General features: G+C 47.8%; 27 protein-coding genes. 22 read left to right on the forward strand and 5 right to left on the reverse strand.

Features of this window, described 5'->3' with window-relative positions; all coding sequences use genetic code 11:
• The 8 genes from B2310_RS03610 to B2310_RS03640 all read left to right on the forward strand — a co-directional run.
• Nucleotides 1-264: hypothetical protein (locus B2310_RS03610; protein ID WP_290728741.1), on the forward strand; the 264-nt coding region annotated here is incomplete at its 5' end.
• Nucleotides 265-472: 208 nt separating this feature from the next.
• Nucleotides 473-1615 carry an FISUMP domain-containing protein gene (locus B2310_RS03615; RefSeq protein ID WP_290728743.1) on the forward strand — a complete coding sequence of 381 codons (1143 nt, stop codon included), beginning with the start codon at nucleotides 473-475 and terminating at the stop codon, nucleotides 1613-1615.
• 176 nt (nucleotides 1616-1791) lie between these two features.
• Entirely contained in the window at nucleotides 1792-2997 is a 1206-nt protein-coding gene (locus B2310_RS03620) for an FISUMP domain-containing protein (protein ID WP_290728745.1), read from the forward strand.
• Between the two features lie 21 nt (nucleotides 2998-3018).
• Nucleotides 3019-3117 carry an LEPR-XLL domain-containing protein gene (locus B2310_RS13385; protein WP_414655104.1) on the forward strand — a complete coding sequence of 33 codons (99 nt, stop codon included), beginning with the start codon at nucleotides 3019-3021 and terminating at the stop codon, nucleotides 3115-3117.
• A 523-nt stretch (nucleotides 3118-3640) separates the two neighbouring features.
• Nucleotides 3641-4183 (forward strand): type III toxin-antitoxin system ToxN/AbiQ family toxin, encoded by a 543-nt coding sequence (locus B2310_RS03625; RefSeq protein WP_290728747.1) that lies wholly within the window; start codon nucleotides 3641-3643, stop codon nucleotides 4181-4183.
• 456 nt (nucleotides 4184-4639) lie between these two features.
• Nucleotides 4640-4918, forward strand: coding sequence for a nucleotidyltransferase family protein (locus B2310_RS03630; protein WP_072813035.1), 279 nt, complete (start codon nucleotides 4640-4642; stop codon nucleotides 4916-4918).
• A gap of 31 nt (nucleotides 4919-4949) precedes the next feature.
• Nucleotides 4950-5231, forward strand: coding sequence for a hypothetical protein (locus B2310_RS03635; protein ID WP_290728749.1), 282 nt, complete (start codon nucleotides 4950-4952; stop codon nucleotides 5229-5231).
• 254 nt (nucleotides 5232-5485) lie between these two features.
• Nucleotides 5486-5998, forward strand: coding sequence for a flavodoxin (locus tag B2310_RS03640; RefSeq protein ID WP_290728751.1), 513 nt, complete (start codon nucleotides 5486-5488; stop codon nucleotides 5996-5998).
• Between the two features lie 38 nt (nucleotides 5999-6036).
• Here B2310_RS03640 and B2310_RS03645 read toward each other — a convergent pair whose 3' ends face one another.
• Nucleotides 6037-6900 (reverse strand): nucleotidyl transferase AbiEii/AbiGii toxin family protein, encoded by an 864-nt coding sequence (locus B2310_RS03645; protein WP_290728753.1) that lies wholly within the window; start codon nucleotides 6898-6900, stop codon nucleotides 6037-6039.
• Between the two features lie 2 nt (nucleotides 6901-6902).
• On the reverse strand, nucleotides 6903-7418 hold the full coding sequence (locus tag B2310_RS03650; RefSeq protein ID WP_290728755.1) for a type IV toxin-antitoxin system AbiEi family antitoxin domain-containing protein: 516 nt from the start codon (nucleotides 7416-7418) through the stop codon (nucleotides 6903-6905).
• A 290-nt stretch (nucleotides 7419-7708) separates the two neighbouring features.
• Between B2310_RS03650 and B2310_RS03655 the strand changes: the two genes are divergently transcribed.
• From B2310_RS03655 to B2310_RS03685, 7 genes are all read left to right on the forward strand, one after another.
• The gene (locus B2310_RS03655; protein ID WP_290728757.1) at nucleotides 7709-8962 is read left to right on the forward strand and encodes a carboxymuconolactone decarboxylase family protein; all 1254 of its coding nucleotides are present in this window, start codon (nucleotides 7709-7711) and stop codon (nucleotides 8960-8962) included.
• A gap of 11 nt (nucleotides 8963-8973) precedes the next feature.
• Nucleotides 8974-10431 (forward strand): flavodoxin, encoded by a 1458-nt coding sequence (locus tag B2310_RS03660; RefSeq protein ID WP_290728759.1) that lies wholly within the window; start codon nucleotides 8974-8976, stop codon nucleotides 10429-10431.
• An 82-nt stretch (nucleotides 10432-10513) separates the two neighbouring features.
• Nucleotides 10514-11077 (forward strand): flavin reductase family protein, encoded by a 564-nt coding sequence (locus B2310_RS03665; RefSeq protein WP_173348095.1) that lies wholly within the window; start codon nucleotides 10514-10516, stop codon nucleotides 11075-11077.
• A gap of 45 nt (nucleotides 11078-11122) precedes the next feature.
• On the forward strand, nucleotides 11123-11788 hold the full coding sequence (locus B2310_RS03670) for a DUF4405 domain-containing protein (protein ID WP_290728762.1): 666 nt from the start codon (nucleotides 11123-11125) through the stop codon (nucleotides 11786-11788).
• Between the two features lie 20 nt (nucleotides 11789-11808).
• Nucleotides 11809-12234: a hypothetical protein gene (locus B2310_RS03675; protein ID WP_290728764.1), complete on the forward strand. Its 426-nt coding sequence runs from the start codon at nucleotides 11809-11811 to the stop codon at nucleotides 12232-12234.
• Nucleotides 12235-12326: 92 nt separating this feature from the next.
• Nucleotides 12327-12728 carry a hypothetical protein gene (locus tag B2310_RS03680; protein WP_290728766.1) on the forward strand — a complete coding sequence of 134 codons (402 nt, stop codon included), beginning with the start codon at nucleotides 12327-12329 and terminating at the stop codon, nucleotides 12726-12728.
• A 143-nt stretch (nucleotides 12729-12871) separates the two neighbouring features.
• Nucleotides 12872-14236: an ATP-binding protein gene (locus tag B2310_RS03685; protein ID WP_290728768.1), complete on the forward strand. Its 1365-nt coding sequence runs from the start codon at nucleotides 12872-12874 to the stop codon at nucleotides 14234-14236.
• A gap of 213 nt (nucleotides 14237-14449) precedes the next feature.
• Here the strand turns inward: B2310_RS03685 and B2310_RS03690 are convergent, their stop codons facing one another.
• Entirely contained in the window at nucleotides 14450-14887 is a 438-nt protein-coding gene (locus tag B2310_RS03690; RefSeq protein ID WP_290728770.1) for a hypothetical protein, read from the reverse strand.
• A gap of 22 nt (nucleotides 14888-14909) precedes the next feature.
• Between B2310_RS03690 and B2310_RS03695 the strand changes: the two genes are divergently transcribed.
• From B2310_RS03695 to B2310_RS03700, 3 genes are all read left to right on the forward strand, one after another.
• Nucleotides 14910-15638 carry an FISUMP domain-containing protein gene (locus B2310_RS03695; protein ID WP_290728772.1) on the forward strand — a complete coding sequence of 243 codons (729 nt, stop codon included), beginning with the start codon at nucleotides 14910-14912 and terminating at the stop codon, nucleotides 15636-15638.
• A gap of 30 nt (nucleotides 15639-15668) precedes the next feature.
• On the forward strand, nucleotides 15669-15761 hold the full coding sequence (locus tag B2310_RS13390) for an LEPR-XLL domain-containing protein (protein WP_366140415.1): 93 nt from the start codon (nucleotides 15669-15671) through the stop codon (nucleotides 15759-15761).
• A gap of 67 nt (nucleotides 15762-15828) precedes the next feature.
• The gene (locus tag B2310_RS03700; protein ID WP_290728773.1) at nucleotides 15829-17046 is read left to right on the forward strand and encodes an FISUMP domain-containing protein; all 1218 of its coding nucleotides are present in this window, start codon (nucleotides 15829-15831) and stop codon (nucleotides 17044-17046) included.
• Here B2310_RS03700 and B2310_RS03705 read toward each other — a convergent pair.
• Nucleotides 17018-17536 carry a hypothetical protein gene (locus tag B2310_RS03705; protein WP_290728775.1) on the reverse strand — a complete coding sequence of 173 codons (519 nt, stop codon included), beginning with the start codon at nucleotides 17534-17536 and terminating at the stop codon, nucleotides 17018-17020. The two genes, B2310_RS03700 and B2310_RS03705, sit on opposite strands and share 29 nt — an antisense overlap.
• Nucleotides 17537-17759: 223 nt before the next feature.
• On the opposite strand from B2310_RS03705, the gene B2310_RS03710 reads away from it, so the two are divergent.
• The 4 genes from B2310_RS03710 to B2310_RS03720 all read left to right on the forward strand — a co-directional run bounded on the left by B2310_RS03710 (nucleotide 17760) and on the right by B2310_RS03720 (nucleotide 19571).
• Nucleotides 17760-18416, forward strand: coding sequence for an FISUMP domain-containing protein (locus B2310_RS03710; RefSeq protein WP_290728777.1), 657 nt, complete (start codon nucleotides 17760-17762; stop codon nucleotides 18414-18416).
• Between the two features lie 21 nt (nucleotides 18417-18437).
• Nucleotides 18438-18536, forward strand: coding sequence for an LEPR-XLL domain-containing protein (locus tag B2310_RS13395; protein ID WP_367280930.1), 99 nt, complete (start codon nucleotides 18438-18440; stop codon nucleotides 18534-18536).
• A 353-nt stretch (nucleotides 18537-18889) separates the two neighbouring features.
• Nucleotides 18890-19348, forward strand: a complete 459-nt coding sequence (locus tag B2310_RS03715; RefSeq protein ID WP_073054798.1) for a type II toxin-antitoxin system VapC family toxin — start codon at nucleotides 18890-18892, stop codon at nucleotides 19346-19348.
• Nucleotides 19338-19571 (forward strand): hypothetical protein, encoded by a 234-nt coding sequence (locus tag B2310_RS03720; RefSeq protein ID WP_073054800.1) that lies wholly within the window; start codon nucleotides 19338-19340, stop codon nucleotides 19569-19571. Before B2310_RS03715 ends, B2310_RS03720 begins: the two co-directional genes overlap by 11 nt.
• Nucleotides 19572-19832: 261 nt before the next feature.
• Here the strand turns inward: B2310_RS03720 and B2310_RS03725 are convergent.
• Nucleotides 19833-20102: PIN domain-containing protein (locus tag B2310_RS03725; protein ID WP_414655105.1), on the reverse strand; the 270-nt coding region annotated here is incomplete at its 5' end.

Here is a 20102-nt window from a genome sequence, read left to right on the forward strand (position 1 = left end):
CAATTCGACCTTCTGATCGACCGCATCGACAACGTCATCAACATCTGTGAAATGAAGTTTTCGACCAGCCCCTACGAAGTCACGCAGCATTACTTGACGGAACTCCTTGAAAAAGTCAAGCTGTTCAAGGAATCCTCTAAGACCCGCAAGTCACCGATGCTTACCTTCGTGACATCGCTCGGTCTAAAACCCAATTCCTGCGCCAGGCAGATTCCAAAATCAATCACTTTGGATGTCTTGTATAATTCGCCAAATCTACCATAAAATGCCTACATTTGGCAAGTTATGACTCCTATATGTCCTAAGTTGAGTCAAATAGGAAATTTTTGACGGAAAACCTTGAAAAAAGTTGTTTTTATGCGTTATTCTGGACTTTTGTCTTGTTTCCTAAATTTTACAATGGGGGGGGGTATGGACTTTGGCAGGGGCATTACCTATATTTAACAAGATAAACTATAGACGGGGATGTTTTATGAAAAATTTCATTGCTCCAAGGTCCCTGAGCTTGCCGAAGGGCCGGCTCATAACCATCTTCTTGTTGGCGGCATTCTTCGCCCTTTCCGCTTGCGATGACTCTTCGTCGGCTAGTTCCGACGAAACAGGTGTTTCCAGTTCGTCTGTAGAGTCGCCTGATTCGAGTGTCACCCTGAGCGGAGCGTCAGCGGAGTCGAATGGGTCTAGTAACGAAACCAAAGACAAGTCATCGAGTAGTGAGAATAAGTCTAGCAGTTCCACAAATGAAACAAAAGTCTCTTCTGATTCCAAGAGTTCAAGTTCTGTGAAGTCGGGTGATTCTTCTAGCAGTAGTAAGGATAAGTCGAGTTCGTCTTCGAGTGAAAAGCAAAGTAGTAGTTCCGTAAAGTCGTCCAGTTCTTCCGTGAAGCCGTCTTCATCATCGGTTGCTTCTAGTAGCAGTGAGTATAAACCCTACAATCATCAAAAGGTTTTTTCTTCGGATAGTCTTCTTTCCGGTGCCTATAAACAATTTACAGATAAACGCAACGGGCGCATATATTATTATCTTACAATAAATGGAAAAAATCAGGCAGGTGAGTCTGCTTCTGTGACGGTTATGGCTGAAAATCTGAATGTCGGTATTGATGTTTCGGGTGCTGAAGATCAAAGCGATGATTCAAAAATAGAACGTTATTGTTATAATGACGATACAACGAATTGCGATAAATTTGGTGGACTTTACCAATGGGCGGAAGTGATGCAGTTGCCGAGTGAGTGCAATACCAAGAGTTGTGCCGACCAAATTAAGCCAAATCACCAAGGAATTTGCCCAGATGGTTGGCGTTTGCTGACATACGACGATTTCTACATCGTAGTTCATGCAGACGGAAACGTTAATCCACTTGTGGAGGGGGTGCGCGCCCAAGCGTTCGGTGGACATAACTATTGCGGATATAGCCTGATTGGCTCGGGATATCGAACAAATGAAGGACAATTTGAAGAATTAAATGAAACTGCTTATTGGTTTTATCCTTCAGAGCACACAACTCGTTTTACAAGAGGTGGATCTGGCTGTAATAGTAAATCGGATACAGGTTTTTATTTGGGATATGGTGATAAAGTGACAGGCTCTTCTGTCCGTTGCGTAAAGGTTGACTAACGAATTCATAATAAGGATGACATAAGGCCAAGAAAAATACGATCGCGGAATGAACAATTTCAAAATTGAACAGCTTGGCAACCGTCTGATGATGGATTTTGCGGTATAAATTCCACATTCCATATTTCACATTGCTTGGTTTGTGGGTGGTGAAAATTTTTACAGGAGATAATGGTATGAAGTGTGTCAAGGGTCTTGGTTTCTTGTGGGTGGCGGTGCTCGCGGCATTCTTCGCCCTTTCCGCCTGCGACGATTCGTCGTCGGCTAGTTCCGATGAAACAAGTGTTTCCAGTTCGTCTGTAGAGTCGCCTGATTCGAGTGTCACCCTGAGCGGAGCGTCAGCGGAGTCGAATGGGTCTAGTAACGAAAATATGGAAAAAGACAAGTCTTCCAGTAGTGTCAAGGGTTCCGAGCCCGCCGAAGTGTCAGGTAGTTCCGCGAAAGAAACAAAGGACTCGTCCGATTCCAAGAGTTCCAGTTCTGTAAAGACTAGTGATTCTTCTAGTAGTAACAAGGATAAGTCCAGTTCGTCGGTTACTTCTTCTTCCAGTAAAATCACTGATTATACTGGTGTGGAATGTGAAACCATAGGGTCCACCTATCGCGATGGGCGAACAGGAATTCGCTATGTATGTGGTGAAGATTATAAGTACAAGGTCTGGGTGCCCGAAGAAAGTTCCAGCTCCGGACCCTATGAACCGTTTGATCAAACTCTGCCTTTGAATGGGTGGTTATCCGATAAATATAAGACCTTTACTGACACGCGTAACGGCCGTGTTTACAACTACTTGACGATTGTCGGCCGTGATACGAACTATGTCAAGGATTCCATAGATGTTATGGCGCAGAATTTGAATATTGCCGATGTCACCTTGAAGGGCGGTGAAAACATGACCGATGACACGAAAATTGAGCGCTATTGCTATAATGATGACACTACGAACTGCGATCGCTATGGCGGACTCTACCAGTGGGCGGAGATGATGGGCTTTAATGATAGCTGTAATACCAAGAGTTGTGCCGACCTTATACAGCCAAACCATCAGGGCATTTGCCCCAAAGGCTGGCGAATAATGAATGTTAATGATTTCCAAATTGCTCTGACAAGCACCGATAAACGTGCAACCGGCCTCCGTTCCGGCTATGTTTTTTCTGGAACTAATGAAAGCGGACTATCTCTTACTGGGGCGGGTGTCTATGATCATCAGAAAGGCTTTGATGACATAGACGAGGCGTTTTATATGTATTATCCCGTAGAATATCTGTATCATGGTTCTCTCAGGGCTCTTAGCCAATGCATTAGCCGTGATAGCGATATGTCGGGAATTTCGGGAAATCCAAGATTGGACGCACTTTCTGTTCGTTGTGTAAAATTAAAATAAATTTCAACAAAGACATCCAAGATGAATAACAAGTCTAAGAAATCTTCCCAAAAAAACTTGCAGAGAAATTTCAATATTGAACCCCTTGAACCGCGCCTACTCATGGCTGCCGTCGAATAATCATCCCACACCCCACACTTCACATTTCACACTGAAATCGCGTTAGGGGGCGTCGCACCATTGTGGCGAGACTTGCCGTGGACCCTATCCCCTATCGCTTCGCTCCAGGGTCCAGGGTGACAGAGCGGCAAGGCTCGATGAGCCGACCCTGGATCAGGTCCGGGGTGACGAGAGGCGAGCAGCACCCGACCCGGCCTTGGCCGGGGAACGCCCCCAATGTAAAATTGAATGTCCAAAGAGCCTTTGCAAATGCAAAGGCGCAAACAGTCGAAGAACTTGAAGAACGAATAAATTTTCAGTCTGTTGTGTAAATTTAGAGCAAAATCACCAGGGGTATTGACTTTTGCGTTGTTTTTTAGTATATTATAAGTAGATGGTTTCACGGGTTCCGTAAAAACCCGTCTAATGAAGGTTCTCAAACTCCCCGTAAAAGAGTGCCTAATGCTGGTTTCACGGATTCCGTAAAAATCCGCTTAATTTTATTAGATGTGAGCAATCACATCTTTTTTTGTAAGGAGACGGAATGCAGTGGTATTTGTTGGACAAGGCTTACCTTGACTATCTACGCGAGTTCGATTCGTTTGTCCCATCCCTGGACGGGTATGGCGGCAAGTTCAAGCCGTTTTTCGGCAAGTTGTTCTCCGTGGGTCAAATTGATTATTACGCCCCGATTTCTTCTGGAAAACAGAAGCATACGGAGTTTCGAGAAACGAACTTGTTCTACAAGGTTTATCTGCACAATGAGACCGATGCGGAAAAAATGGTCAAGAAACCTGTGGCGGTCATTGATTTGAAACATATTGTTCCTGTGCCTTCTGCTCAGGCTGCTCCACTTGCCCACGAGTCTATTTTGAACAATGATGCCTATGGAAGTCCGTCTGAAAAGAGCAAATACCTTGTTTTGTTGAGGCAGGAACTCGCGTGGGTCAACCAGAATGAAGAAAGAATTGTTGAAAATGCAAAAATTCTACACAAGAAGTGCATGACCATCGAATCGTTTCATATCCGCAAGCGGTGCCTGAACCTGAGGCTTTTGGAGCAGAAGGCCAGGGACTTCTCGCCGTAAAGGGTGGTCACCGCTCCGTCCGTTGCGTCGTGAATAATGACAAATGTGTAATGTGGGATACGGAATGATAATTCCGTATCCCACACTTCACATTGCTTCTGCGTTAGGCCTCCAGCCACTTGCAGTTTTACTGCTTAGTGGCTATGGTCCCCTTTAGGGGAGGGTGTCGCACCGCTACGCGGTGGCGAGACTTGCCGTGGACCCTATCGCTCCGCTCCAGGGTGACAGAGCGGCAAGGCTCGATGAGCCGACCCCGGATCAGGTCCGGGGTGACGAGAGGCGAGCAGCACCCGCCCCGGCCCCAGGCCGGGAAACGCCCATAAGACATTGGTTATGGTGGTAATTTTTTCTCTGTAGATTCGCAAACATTACTGAAATCAGTCCTAAGCCACACTAGTCTTGTTGCACAAACGGACAGAAAAATGTATATTGGAAATGTAATAATAAGGGAAAACTATGGTGTTCGCCGAAAACATATTACGGATATTCCGTGAAAACAAACTTCTTGCGAAGTATCGCCTGAAGGATGTCTTTGTTTTCGGTTCGTCTGTTCGAACAGCAACTCCCAACGACATCGACCTGCTAGTCCGTGATTTCCAGGACTACAATGACCTGTTGTCCTTGCGAAAGGAACTTTCCGAAAAAACTGGCAAGTCCGTGGATGTCGTCATAGAGAAGTTCGCAAACCCCATTATCCTGTATCGAGCAAGCAAGGAGTCCATCCGTGTCGAATGACCCCAGGAACGATCTTTTCCACTTATTGGGAATGCTCGAATCCCTGTTGAAAATTCAAAAATATACACGGGATATTCATTCCACGGAAGAACTTCTTGAGAAAGAAGATCAGATGGTATTCAATGCGTGTCTGACCTTGCTAGCAAACATAGGCGAATCCATCAACAAACTAAAGAACGACCTTGATCCGCTAAAGGAAACCTTTATCAAAATCATTAGAGAAGGTCTAGCAAACAAGTCCTTTGACGAAGGTGAATTTGAAGCAGCGAAAAAAGCGGGCTTTTACAAGTTCATTGATTTCAGTGTAATTTAAGAGCTGTCGTACCGACCTGGCCCTTGACTGGGGAACGCCCAGCTTTTTACTCCCTGTTCGCGAATGCCTTGATGCCTCCGACCGTTTGTTCACTATGCGCCACACGCATAGTGGGCATAAAAATTACGCATTACGCGGCCGTCCTGAAATTATTTATATTAAAGGCAACCGGTTCAAAAGAATTTTTAACGAAAAAGGCGGATTCCATGAAAAAAATCACCTTGATTCTTTTATCACTTCTTCTAGGAGTCTCTATGGCAGCAGAAAAGAAAATCCTCGTCGTTTACTATTCCCGTGCCGATGAAAACTACACCGTCGGGAACATTTCCAAGGGCAATACCGAAATCATTGCTGAGATGATCGCGAAAAAGACGGGCGGCACGCTTTTGCACGTGGAACCCGCGAAGGAATACCCCAAGGGCTACGACGACTGCATCAACGTGGCCAAGAAGGAACTTGCGCAGGACGCGCGCCCGGCCATCAAGCCGGTGAACGTGAACCCCGAAGAATTCGACGAAATTTACGTCGGCTACCCGGTGTGGTGGGGCGAAATGCCCATGCCCATGTTCACTTTCTTCGAGAAGTATAACCTGAAAGGCAAGACGATTCACCCGTTTGTGACCCACGAAGGCAGCGGCCTTTCGGGTGTGCAGCGCCTCAAGAAGGTGACAGGGGCGAACGTGACCGCAGGCCTCGCCATCTACGGACACGTGGCCCAGAACGAACGCGAAAAAGCCCAGAAAGAAGTCGACAAGTGGGTGAAGTAGTTGAAGTAGGTGGCTTGCGCCTTATGGGCGGAACTGGCTTATTGTCTCCATTCTTCGGTGATGGCGCAGAAAAAGTTCTCGCTCCAGAGATTCAGTTTGTCGCTGTCGGCAATGAACGGTCGGACATCCCTTTTTGCCTCCTCGAAATCGACGGAGTGGAAACGTTCCATTAGTAGATCCTTGAGTCCATCAAAAGTCAAGGTGTCCGCACTTTTCCAGTGCCCGGTCTGTTCCATTCTTTTTTGCAGGTGCGGCAAGTTTACGCCCGTGTTCTGCGAGATATACCATACAAAGTCGTAGAAATCGCGACCCTTGACCCTGCTTTTCCATCCGCGACAAAGTAACGCGTGGAGTTTGCCCGCAAAAAGTGAGGGCTTGTCGTAGAGGCGGACCATGAAAGGCGATGGCAGCAGCCGATACTTGCTTTCGTAGGTGGCTGACTCTGGCGGATTCGTGTCCACCTCGAATTTGATTTTCAGGATTTCGTTCCCGGGAACGGGCAAGGGGGAGTGCTTTGCGGGAACAATTTTAAGCAAGTGCTTGAGCGTATTGCCCTTGAGAAAGGCCGACTGCACCGGAGATCCGTGCGGCTTGCTTTTCGCTTCGACTGACATCTCCAGGCCGACAGAGTAGAGTTCTTCTTCAAGCACGCCAAAATAACGTGAAAGCTCGAAACCTTCGTCTGGCTTGATCAACGAAAAGTCCAGGTCCTCCGAAAAACGGTCCAGCCCATAGAATATGCGGAGCGCCGTGCCGCCATAGAAGGCTGCCTTGTCGAAGAACCCTCCACGTGAAAGTCCGCACAGGGCGACTTCCTGCGAAATTTCCTTGAGGGCGTTCCTGTAGTCCGAAACGTTTTTGCAATTATATTTCGCAAGCATTGAATCAAGTACGTGAGCCATGCCTACCTCATCTTGGATAGAATTTGTAGATTCTTCTTTCTGTACAAGGGGACAACCTTTTCGATGAAGTCGAAATCCAGGTTCCGAAAATCACTGACTTCGATGCGCAAGTTTTCGAACAGGAACGTTTCCATGGCGCGCTTGCCTGCAATCGGGTGCTCCTTGTAGAGCTTGTCGCAAAGGGCCTTTTCGCAGGTGGCCATTGCGTAGGGCCTGTCTTCTGCGTTTTCGATGTTGACTCCGTGCGGAAAGACGTCGGGCGGGACATCGGAATACGAAAACTCGCCGAAGGGCGTCTTGTACAGTTTGGTCTTGTTCTTCTTGAACGATGCGGAAGTAAAGAGATGCACGGCCTCGGGAATGAGCCCGTGCCTTGAAAGGGCATAATCGAAGGAAAGATACGACGGGCCGTAAATCGCCCCTGCAAGGGCTTCGCCCGGGGTGTTCTTGTCGGTCTCGTACAGCCCGCGGATAACTTGCGTTATTTCGCCGCGCAGGGTCATTTGGCGCAACTTCATTTGGGGCTGCCTGTATTTTTGACCAAGGTCTGAAAGAATTTCTGATACGGCTCTTATCACGATTTCCTCCAATAACTATAAAAATAATATATTAACTGGAGAAAATCAAGTGTTTTTTGAAAAATACGTTTTTTACGCTTCTCTTATGACATACAGACGTATTTGGGGTGGATGATGTTTGAAACGATTTTTCACTATGCGTTTTGCGCATACTGAGCATGAAAAAATGGTATTTTGCAGGGTTTGCGCAATTATTTATATTAAAAGCGTAAATTTATAAGGAACAAACCATGAAACTAGGGACGATTATGACGATGCTTGGTATGGGTGCGGTGCTTGCCGCATGTGACTGCTGCCCGCAGGGCGAGGCGAAGGCACTTTCGCAGGACAAGGAACTGCGTGCCGTGATGGACAATTTCACGCAGAACGAGGTTCCGGCGGCGACCCCGCTTGTGGAAAAGCGCGAGGTGGAGTTGATTCGCCTGGTGTCGCTTGTGACGCAGCAGTCGGGCGCGCTTTTGCAAGAAGAAGTGGCGACGGCGCTTGCGCAGGGGCTTACTCCCGAAGAAATTCTCGAGGCGATTTACCAGTGTGCCCCTTACACCGGGTTCCCGCGGACGGTGGATGCTGTGGAAATTGCCCGCAGCGTGTTCAAGGCGAAGAACGTGAAGGTGGATGAAAAACGTGCGACGGTGACGGCACAGTCCCGCCTGGAGGCGGGGGCCGATGCGCAGGGAACGTTGTTCGGCCAGACTTTCCGCGACATGGCGAAGAACGGCAAGAGCGGTATGCCGACTATCAACTACTTCCTTGCGAGCAACTGCTTTGGCGATTACTACACCCGCAAGGGGCTCGACCTGAATACCCGCGAACTCTTGACGATGGCGATTCTCGTGAACTTGGGAACGGAGCCGCAGCTCAAGGCGCACATCGGTGCAAACCTCAAGATTCGTACACCCGAATACGTGGAACAGGCGATTTACAACTGCCTGCCGTATTGCGGTTACCCGCGCACGCTGAATGCGTTGCGACTGCTTAAGGAAGCGGTGGCTGAGACGGCAAGCCAACAAGGCCCTTCGGCAAGCTCAGGGACCTTGAACGCGGCTGGTGCTGGGGTTGCTGCCGCAAAATCCATGCCGGGCAAGGACTGGAGTGTGTTCCCGGTGGGCAAGCCGAATGACGCCTATGCCAAGTATTTCGTGGGCAAGAGCTATCTCGACATGATCAGCAAGGAACAGGTGGGTGTGGGGAACGTGACTTTTGAGCCGGCGTGCCGCAACAACTGGCATATTCACCATGCCAAGAAGGGCGGTGGCCAGATTCTCATTGCGACGGCGGGTCGCGGCTACTATCAGGAATGGGGCAAGCCGGCGGTGGAACTGAAGCCCGGCGACGTGGTGAACATTCCGGCTGGCGTCAAGCATTGGCACGGTGCTGCTCCGGATTCCTGGTTCCAGCATTTGGCGATAGAAGTTCCCGGCGAAGGCGGTCGCAACGAATGGCTTGAGCCCGTGAGCGACGAAGACTACGGGAAGTTGAAATAAAATCGGGCCTAATGACGCGAATGGTTTTGCTCATGAATACGTTTAGGTTGTTGGCTTGTGCAATTTTGTTGTTCTCGGCGGTGTCGCTTGCGGCGGCACCTGCGCCCGACGGCTTCGTGCTTATCAAGGGCGGGACTTTCAACATGGGAAGCCCCGCAAACGAGGACTGGCGCGTCAACGACGAGACGCTGCACAAGGTGAAAGTTTCCGATTTTTACCTAGGCAAATACGAGGTGACGCAAAAGCTTTACCGCGAAGTGACGGGCGAGAACCCCTCCAGTTTCAAGGGTGACGACTTGCCTGTCGAAAACATCACGTGGCTCGATGCGGCTCGTTTTTGCAACAAGTTAAGCGAACGCGACGGGCGAACTCCCGTTTACGCTATCGAAGGCGATGCGGTCAGCTGGAATCGCGAGGCGAACGGCTACAGGCTCCCTACCGAAGCGGAATGGGAATACGCGGCCCGAGGCGGCACGACCACGCCATTCTACACAAAGAAGGCTCCCGGTGCCGACGATGTGAATTTTTACGGGCATTACCCGTATCAAATCGAGCAGAACTATTTCAACGACGAGGTCCTGGAAACACGTCCCGGCGTTTACCGCGGGAACACGCTCCCCGTGGGCAAATTCAAGCCCAATCCCTTCGGGCTTTATGACATTTACGGGAACGTTGGCGAATGGTGCTTTGACTTTTACGGCGATTACGGTGTTTCTGCAGGCTCGACAAGCGTGGCGGTTGATCCGGCGGGCAAACCTTCGGGCACGAGGCGCGTGCATCGCGGTGGCGGCTGGAACGATTTCGGCAAGAACCTCCGCAGCGCCTATCGTGGGGCCATGCAGCAATCCAGCAAGAGTTACAATGTGGGGCTCAGACTCGCCATGAATGCGGGTGCAGGCGTCAAGGGAACATTTGTGACTCAAGAAGCGGCGGGCTTTAAGGACGAAAAGGCGCAGGCGGCGTCGAACCCGAAAGGCAGTTCCCGTGCGCTGATCGTTTTCTATTCCTGGAGCGGGAATACCCGTGGCGTGGCCCGCGAAATCAAGAAGCAGACCGGTTCCGACATGGTGGAACTTGAACTCGTGAAGCCCTATTCCGACGACTACAACACCGTCTTGAAGCAGGCGCAGAACGACCAGCACAAACAGGCGCGCCCTGCCCTCAAGAAAAAGCCTGACGCAAAGAAGTGGGCCGATTACGAAACGATTATCATCGGTTACCCAAACTGGTGGGCGAGCATACCGATGCCTATTGCAACTTTGCTCGAAAGTTATGACTTTGCGGGCAAGCGGATTTTGCCGTTCTGCTCCCACGGTGGCGGGCGTTTTGGCCAGAGCATCACCGCGATTGCGAAACTTGCGCCCAACGCAAAAATCGGCGAGGGCCTTTCGGTGCATTACTCCGGCGGTTTGAGCCTCTCGAAAGATGTGGCCAAGTGGCTCGAGAAAAACGGCGTGAAGACGAAATAATAGAACATGCCTGCCAATGCCATTTTGTATATATTTTAGAAGGATTTCTGCATCCGTGTAACAAAAAAAAGGAAATTTTCAAATGAAAAAACAAATCAAGACGACAGAAGCCATTTTCCCGATGCCCGTATTGCTCATCTCAACATTTAACGAAAACGGTTCTGTCAATGTGATGAATGCTGCGTGGGGAACGATGCTGGATCGCGATATGGTCGCCCTCAATCTTACCGAGACGCACAAGACGGTGGAGAACATCAAGGCACGAAAGGGCTTTGTCGTTCATCTTGCGGATGCCAAGCATGTAGTCGAAGCGGACTGGTTTGGTGTGGTCAGCGGAAATAAAAATCCTGATAAATTTGCGAAGTCCGGCATGACGTTTGTGAAATCCGAACTGGTGGACGCACCGATCATCAACGAGTTGCCTGTCGCTATTGAATGTGAATTCGTCGAGTATCAGAACGATTCCACAGGAATCGGGGTTATTGGCAAGGTGGTCAGGACATCTGTTGAAGAGGTAAATCTCAAGGACGGAAAGGTCGATATCGATTCGTTGGAAGCCATTGCATTTGATCCTTATACTCACGGGTACTACAAGGTTGGAGGCAGAGTCGGCGAAGCGTTCAAGGACGGCCTTAAATTAAAGTGAGTCTTGAAAAACGGCATGAAGACGAAATAATGTATATTCCTTGATATGCCGATTTCCGCTAAAATCCGTATGCCGCTTGATATCGCGATGACGGTCGCGACGCTCGTGCTGATGGGCGGCAATTATTTCTTTGAATCGACTGCCATTCACGAGATTCTGGGCGTGGTGTTGCTTGTTCTGTGGGCGGTGCACATCACGCTGAACCGGCGATTCTTCCTTTCGCTGTTCAAGGGCCGCTACAACGCATTCCGCATTTTGCAGGCGGTCGTGAATTGCGGAATTCTTCTGTGCGCGATTTTCCTGATGGTGAGTGGAATTATGCTTTCGAACCACGTGTTCGCCTGGCTCGGGATTGAATCGGGCGCAAGTTTTGCCCGCACGGCACACCTGCTCGCAAGCCACTGGTATTATGTGTTCATATCGCTCCACATCGGGTTGCATGTAAGCCTGATTGCAAACCGCTTGGGGCTTGCGGGCGCTTTCAAGTCAAAGGCTGTGCTTGTCGCAACCCGCGTGGTTGCCGTTCTTGTGGCTGGCTACGGAATTTACGCCTTCGCCATTCGCGGGCTTTGGAAATACTTGTTCCTGCAGCAGCCCTTCTTCTTCTTTGATGCGGAACGCGGCTACGCCCTCTTTTTCGCGGACTATATCGCCATCGTCGTGCTGTTTGCGATGGTGGTGCATTATACGGCGAAACTTATGAAGGCGTAGATTTGTACATTATTAGTACAATGAAGCATATTAAACAAAATATTCTGTCGATGATTGCAGTCGCGTTGTTCGCGATTCTTTCTGCTATTGTCGAGGGTTCTTTTGTTTACGATTACGGCGCTGAACTTGGTCAGGTTGCAGAAAGTGCGAAAGTTTTCACTGCTCACGATTTTGCCGATAATCCGTTATACCTGTCTCGAGAATCAACAGCTGATGCAACACTGCTTACGCGCAGATCGGGTCGGCAGGTTTCATTGCGGACATCGCGAAGCGGTAGCCTTCAAGGCTATGGCGGACGCAGTTCGGCAACGTTCAAACAGGCAACACCGTTGGCGACTAAAATCGCGCGGTCAACTATTTGCATCCATTGCGGCTTCCCTTTGCCGCTAGTTTATCAAAAACCTAAAGAATATTACGTTTACACGCTAGAGCGAATGCTCTGTTAGCAAGTTCTTTCTCCGAACACTCAGTCACAGGTAAATTGCCGCGGCCCCTGCCGGGGTGCGCGATAACATTCATTTTAAAAAAGAGAAAGAACATGGAAAACATTTCCAAGATGGAGATGGCTAACGCCCTCTTCAATAAGCCCTATATCAAGATCGAAAAGAAGTTTTTCGGTTTCAAAACCAATGTCACCTACACTAAGACGAATTCACCCGTTGTGGGAATATGCCTGGACTACAGCCCTACGGAGGGTCAAAAGGTCAAGGAAATTGTCGAGGCTTCTCCAAGCGCCCTGGACGCGGTCGTTCAAAAAAATGGCCATCCGAAAACAGGCGACAACGGGAACTTCCGCCTGAATCTCTGCTATTCGCAGGACCGCGAATTTGCGGCACTGCACCTGCAGCAGTTCTCGGGATTCGAGTACCATACCGTAGGTGAAATCCGTTTTGCCGAAGGCGACGAGGCGCATAAACTTCTTGCCGCTTTCGTGAAATAAACGGACATATCGTCAAAAAGGCTCCCTCGGAAAACGAGGGGGCCTCGTTGACAACGCGGGGAACGCCCAATAGTGGGCTAAATTTCGATAATTATTTAGTAGGAAAATTATTTTTCTGCTAAATAATTTGTTATATTAGGGGTATGGAATTCTTAGATCGTGAAGAAGAATCGAAAAGGCTGAAGGCGGAACTCTCCCGGAAGGGGGCGTCTTTTGTCGTTGTCTATGGCCGTCGCAGGTTGGGCAAGTCCACCTTGTTAAAGCGCGTCTTGAAGGAAAACGATATCTATTTTATGGCGGACCGTTCGGAAGAATCCGCCCAGCGGCGTTTCCTGGCCATGGCGATTGCAGTCCGGTATGAGGGTTTCGATTCCGTTGCTTACCCCGACTGGGAGTCGCTTTTCAGGGCTTTCAACTACAGGTGCGCGAAGGGTTCTACGCTCTGCCTGGACGAGTTCCCGTATCTTGTGAAGTCGTGCGAGATGTTGCCCTCTACACTGCAGAAACTGCTGGACGAAAAGTCCTTGAACTTCAACCTGGTGATTTGCGGCTCGTCGCAACAGATGATGTTCGATGTCGCCCTCGACGAAAAATCGCCCTTGTATGGGCGCGCCCATGAAATTCTCCGGTTGAAGCCTATTCCGGTTTCTTACTTGCCTTCTGCGTTGAAAATTTCGGCAAAGGAGGCCGTTTCTGAATATGCCGTTTGGGGCGGGGTGCCCCGCTATTGGGAATTGCGTGAACGGTATCGGAATTTCAAGTCGGCCTTGCAGGAATTGGCCCTCTCTCCCTTGGGCGTCCTTCACGACGAGCCTGTGCATATTTTGCGCGACGACATGCGCGACCTGGTGCAGGCTTCCACACTTCTTGGAATCATCGGGAACGGCGCGAACCGAATTTCGGAGATTGCGGCGCGTGCCGAAAAGAATGCGGCGACTTTGAGCGCCCCTTTAAAAAGGCTCGTGACCATGCAGCTTGTGGACCGGGAAATCCCTTTCGGTGAAAATCCAAAAAACAGCAAGCACGGCATTTACCACTTGTCCGACCCGTTCATTAATTTCTATTACCGGTTTATTAGCCCGTATCGCTCGCTGTTGGAACTGGGGCGTATTGATTACGTAGAAGAAATCGTAAAACAGCATTTCCCTGAATTTGAAGGTTTTTGCTGGGAACGCCTTTGCCGGCAGGCGGTTAGCGGGCAGGTTGTCGGTGGCGAGATGTTCAATGTGGCTTCCAGGTGGTGGGGCAATGTCGGCAAGTCAGAGCGGATCGAAATCGATGTCGTTGCCGAAAGCATGGACAAGAAAACGCTACTTGTCGGGGAATGCAAATGGACGAATGGCGAAAATGCGGGGCGCCTGTTTGCTCATCTGAATGAGCAGGTCCAGAAATTGCCGTTCGTCCACAAGTATAAAAAAATCGTCCCGGTTCTTTTTTTGAAAGAAAAACCTCGCGACAAGACGGATGGAATAGTTTTTTTGCCGGAAGATGTCCTTAGAATTATTTAGTAGGAAAATTATTTTTCTGCTGAATAATTTATTTTGCCCAAATCTACCATAAAATGCCTACATTTGGCAAGTTATGACTCCTATATGTCCCAGGTTGAGTCATATAGGAAATTTTTGACGGAAAACCTTGAAAAAAGTTGTTTTTCTGCGTTATTTTGGACTTTTGTTTCTTAAATTTTACAATGGGGGGGGGTATGGACTTTGGCAGGGGCATTACCTATATTTAACAAGATAAACTATAGACGGGGATGTTTTTATGAAAAATTTCATTGCTCCAAGGTCCCTGAGCTTGCCGAAGGGCCGGCTCATAACCATCTTCTTGTTGGCGGCATTCTTCGCCCTTTCCGCCTGCGATGACTCGTCGTCGGCTAGTTCCGATGAAACAAGTGTTTCCTGTTCATCGGTAGAGTCGTCTGATTCGGAAGAGTCGTCATCGTCTGTTGACAAGAAGTCGTCTGGCAATGAATCTACAGAAAAAAACAAGTCTTCCAGTAGTGTCAAGGGTTCAGAGCCTGCCGATGTATCGAGCAGTTCCGCGAAAGAAACAAAGAATTCATCCGACTCCAAGAGTTCCAGTTCTGTGAAGTCCGATGACTCATCCAGCAGCAACAAGGACAACTCTAGTTCATCGGTGAGCTCGTCTTCAAGCAAGAACCAAAGTAGTAGTTCTTCCGTGAAACAATCAAGTTCTAGTTCAAATGTTACTCAATCGTCAAGCAGTATTGTAAAAGGGGAGTACTTTAATCCAAGTCTCTCATATAGTGAGTTTGAAGATGATAGAGACCATCGTGTTTACAAGTATTTGACTATTACAGGGGAAAATCAAAAAGGTGAACGCGCTTCTGTTACCGTTATGGCTGAAAACTTGAATGTTGGCGAAATGATTGATGGAACGTTGAATCAGTCTAACGAATCTAAAATTGAAAAATACTGCTATAACAATGATACTGCGATTTGCTTGACTTATGGTGGACTTTACCAATGGGCGGAAATGATGCAATTGCCGAGCCGTTGTAATACAGAAAGTTGTGCAGATTTGATTCACGAAAACCATCAGGGAATTTGCCCGAAGGGTTGGAGACTTTTAACATACGACGACTTTTATATTGTTGCACATGCTGATAAAAACAAGAATGGTGTTTCTGATGTTCGGGCAACATTCTTTGGCGGCTTGAATTATAGTGGATACACCTTGATTGGAGCTGGAGAGAATTGGAATAAAAAATTCAAAAGTTTGAATGAACATACGTATTGGTTTTATCCAGAAGAATCAGATGAATACAAAAATGAAGGTGCTTGGGCGGGTTCTCAAAGTCGAACTTCTACGGGCGTCGGAAGATCTCAACAATATAAAACACAGGGCTTTTCTGCTCGTTGTGTAAAGGTTGAACAAAAAGATTAGACTCGTTTACAATTTTTTTAGGAGCTTTCAATGTCCAAGAAAAACAATAAAACAAAATCCACCTGTAATAATTTCAAAATCGAACAACTCGAACCTCGTTTGATGATGGATTTTGCGGTATAGATTCCACATTCCATATTTCACATTGCTTGGTTTGTGGGTGGTGAAAATTTTTACAGGAGATAACGGTATGAAGTGTGTCAAGGGTCTTGGTTTCTTGTGGGTGGCGGTGCTCGCGGCATTCTTCGCCCTTTCCGCCTGCGATGATTCGTCGTCTGCCTCTAGCAATGGACCGGATGAAAGTGCGACCGTTGATTCCTCGTCTTCAATTTGTAAGGATTGTGATGATGGGGATAGATCGAGTAGTTCTAAGAAAGTAGAATCCTCTGATAGTCAGAGTAAGGATGCTTCGAATGATGCAAAATTGAATAGTTCATCTTCCAAAAAAGGAAATGCTACAAATAGTTCGTCGTCTGAAAAAAATACATCGAACTCATCCGCAGATGTATTAAACGGTAATTGCCAAGATGGTGACACAAAATCAAATCTTATTGCTGATGTTGCCATGGCATATTACCATTGCGAAAATGGTATGTGGGTAAGGGACTCCCTTGTAGTGGTTGTAGACACTTCTGAAACGTGGATTCCCAGGCCGAATCTCGACAGCGTGTTCAACCCCGATGTGGAATACGGTGAATTTAAGGATAAACGCGACGGGAATGTGTATAAGACGATAACTTTTGTTGACGGGTATGGTGATACTCGGACGATGTTCGCCCAGAACCTGAACTACGGCACATTTGTGAAATTGGGTGAGAATTCCGATGCAGAGGTGCAGAAGCACTGTTACGATGATGACGAATGGTATTGCGACCATTATTTTGGTGGACTCTACACGTGGAGCGAAACCTTTGGTTTCCCGAGAGCCTGCGATACCATACCCGTAGGGACGAGTCCTGCGTGTCCTGATACTGTTTGGTACGATCCGGATCCGGATGTTAATAACGATGGATGGAAAAGCATCATACACAAACAGGGAATTTGTCCTGATGGGTGGCATATTCTAACTTATGATGAATGGAATGCTGCCATTGGACAAACTGTGTTGTGGCGAGCATTATCTAAAGCTTCTTGGTGGTATGAAAAAGATGCAACCAATCAGGCCGGAATTTCTCTTTTAGCAACTGGGTATATTGACGAAAAAACATTCAAATATAGAGGTGAACAAACTGAGTTCTGGTATAGTGTTCATGCAGGTTATGGTGTTGATATGTTAGGAACGGATAAGGCTAAAGGATTTCGTATTTATACTGATGAAAAATACATAAAAACGGCTACTTTGACTAAAGTTGCTTACTATCCCAAAAAAACGGCCTTTCCTATCCGCTGTGTAATGGATAAGGAATAAAAAAAAGGGGTTCAATATGTTCAATGAAAATAAAAAGACTGCAAAAAGGGTTTGTATGAAAAATAAAGTTAAAAAGGATGTTAATCTTTACCGAATTGAACAACTTGAACCCCGCATGATGATGGACTTTGCGGTATAAATTCCACATTCCATATTTCACATTGCTTGGTTTGTGGGTGGTGAAAATTTTTACAGGAGATAATGGTATGAAGTGTGTCAAGGGTCTTGGTTTCTTGTGGGTGGCGGTGCTCGCGGCAATCTTCGCCCTTTCCGCCTGCGACGATTCTTCGTCGGCTAGTTCCGATGAAACAAGTGTTTCCAGTTCATCGGTAGAGTCGCCTGATTCGAGTGTCACCCTGAGCGGAGCGTCAGCGGAGTCGAATGGGTCTAGTAACGAAACCAAAGACAAGTCATCGAGTAGTGAGAATAAGTCTAGCAGTTCCACAAAAGAACCAAAAGTCTCTTCTGATTCCAAGAGCTCCAGTTCCATAAAGTCAGGAGATTCTTCTAGCAGCAAGAAGGATGTATCTAGTTCGTCGGTGAGTTCATCTTCGAGTGAAATAACCGACTATGTTGGGTTGCCCTGTGAAGGCATACTTTCAGATGGAAATACGGGAAAAATATATTTGTGTGTGGATGGACGATATGTGCTTTATGTGCCTACGGAAAGTTCCAGTTCTGGGCCCTATGAACCGTTCGACCAAACTCTGCCTTTGAAAAAGTTTGAGGAAGAGCGCTACAAGACATTTACTGACTCGCGCAATGGCCGTGTCTATTATTACCTGACAATCATGGGCAAAGATGAAGATGGTGTCAAGGATACCATAGACGTTATGGCACAGAACTTGAATATCGCCGATGTCACCTTGAAGGCTGGCGAAAACATGACCGACGACACGAAAATCGAACGCTACTGCTACAACGACGACACCACCAAGTGCGACCGTTACGGCGGCCTTTACCAGTGGGCAGAGATGATGGGTTTCAATGACAGCTGTAATACTAAGAGTTGTGCCGACCTTATACGGCCAAACCACCAGGGAATTTGCCCAAAAGGCTGGCGTTTGATGACGCGGCATGATTTTGAAGTTGCCCGAAGCAGTACGGAATACGGGGTCTATGGCTTGCGTTCTGAATATAATTTTACAGGAAACAATGAAAGCGGACTTTCTCTTACCGGGTCGGGCAGGTATTTCTACCAAGAAAGATATGAATATATAGATGATAGCTTCTTTATGTTCTATCCCAAAGAGTTGTATGATGGGACCGTGGTTAGTAGTCAAAATATTTCGCGTGATTCAGACGGGTCTGCGCTTTCTGTGGAGTCCAAACTTAACGCCCTTTCCGTCCGTTGTGTCAAATTAAAATAAATTTCAACAAAGACATCCAAGATGAAAAACAAGTCTAAGAAATCTTCCAAGAAGAACTCTCAAAATAATTTCAATATTGAACCCCTTGAACCGCGCCTACTCATGGCTGCCGTCAAATAGTCATTCCACACCCCACACTACACATTCCACACTGGAATCGCGTTAGGGGGCGTCGCACCGCCACGCGGTGGCGAGACTTGCGATAGATCCTGCTCCTACGAACCTAACTCAACTAAGGCAACAAGTTGCCAAGTTTCGTATATCGACTTCGCCCTGACGGGCTTCGCTCAGGATGACGCATCGCAAGGCTCGATGAGCCGAGGGTGCTCGGCGAGCAGCACCCGACCCGGCCCCAGGCCGGGGAACGCCCATAAGAAAACAGATTTAGGTTATTGTCCTTATATTCCCGAATATATGAAATGGGGTGTTTGCTTTTTTGTGCAAAGAAAGGTATATTTTAGAAGAGGATTTCGATGGAACGCTTGAAGATATATTTGGACAACTGTTGCTATAATCGTCCTTACGACGACCAGTCTCAACTAAAGGTCAGTTTAGAGGCTCAGGCTAAATTGGAAATCCAACAGCAGATTCGTAATGGGGTGTTCGATTTGGTCACGTCGTATATTCTCGTTGCCGAAAATGCGGCCAACCGATTTGAGTCGAAAAGGAACGATATCCAGGATTTTATAGATACTTACACGCATACGTATGTGAGTGAAAATGTTGATGGACAAGTAAAGTCTCTCGCAAAGGAAATTACGGCGACTGGCGTTAAGTTGATGGATGCGTGTCATGTGGCAAGTTCAATTATAGCAGAATGTGATTATTTTTTGACGACCGACAAGCGCTTACTTAAATATCAAACCGATAAAATCAAAATCCTTAATCCCATGACTTTCATTCTTGAAGTGGAGGAAAACCATGAGCCCTAGTTCTGTCGATGTCATTGAAAAAGGAATGCGTTGCCTAAGTGAAAACATGGGTGCAATGGAGACCGAACTCTTTATAGCAACCCTGTTGCGAGAGCGCTTTGATTATACAAAGTGGCGTTCTTCTTTGGTGGACAACGTCAAGACATTTGATGATTTGGACAAGTTTGTCCAGTCTTCCCGTGGCGTGATGAAATTTTCGGGAAATCCGAAAGTAGTCTTGTAAGAGATTTCTTTATTAATGCTGGTTTCGTTCTGTTCGTTACCTCAAGGATTCCGATTAACCCGCCGATAAACAATCATTCCACACCCCACACTACACATTTCACACCCGCTTCTGCGTTAGGGGGCGTCGCACCGCCGTGCGGTGGCGAGACGCGCAAGCGGCTCGATGAGCCGACTCCGGATCAGGTCCGGGGTGACGAGAGGCGAGCAGCACCCGACCCGGCCCCAGGCCGGGGAACGCCCTGTTTTTACATTAGGCAGACTACAGGTTGTCCAGAATTCTCAGCATTTCCGCAGGGGTGACGACTTTCGGGTGTTGCGGAAAATGCTTCTGGTTGCCCGTGACCAGAAAAGTTTCATCGGTCTTGTTCTTCTCCATGGCGACCTCGAAAAACACCACATCTTTCGGATCGGGAAAATCGCCAACGAGAGTTTCAACGGCTGCAAGGTTCACGCCGATGGATTTCAGGCGAGAAATCAAGAAATCGACGGTTTCTGTTGGAAAATGAAACTTCTTGCGCGACAGGACTTC

It is taken from the genome of Fibrobacter sp. UBA3629 (assembly GCF_002374005.1).
Lineage (GTDB): Bacteria > Fibrobacterota > Fibrobacteria > Fibrobacterales > Fibrobacteraceae > Fibrobacter.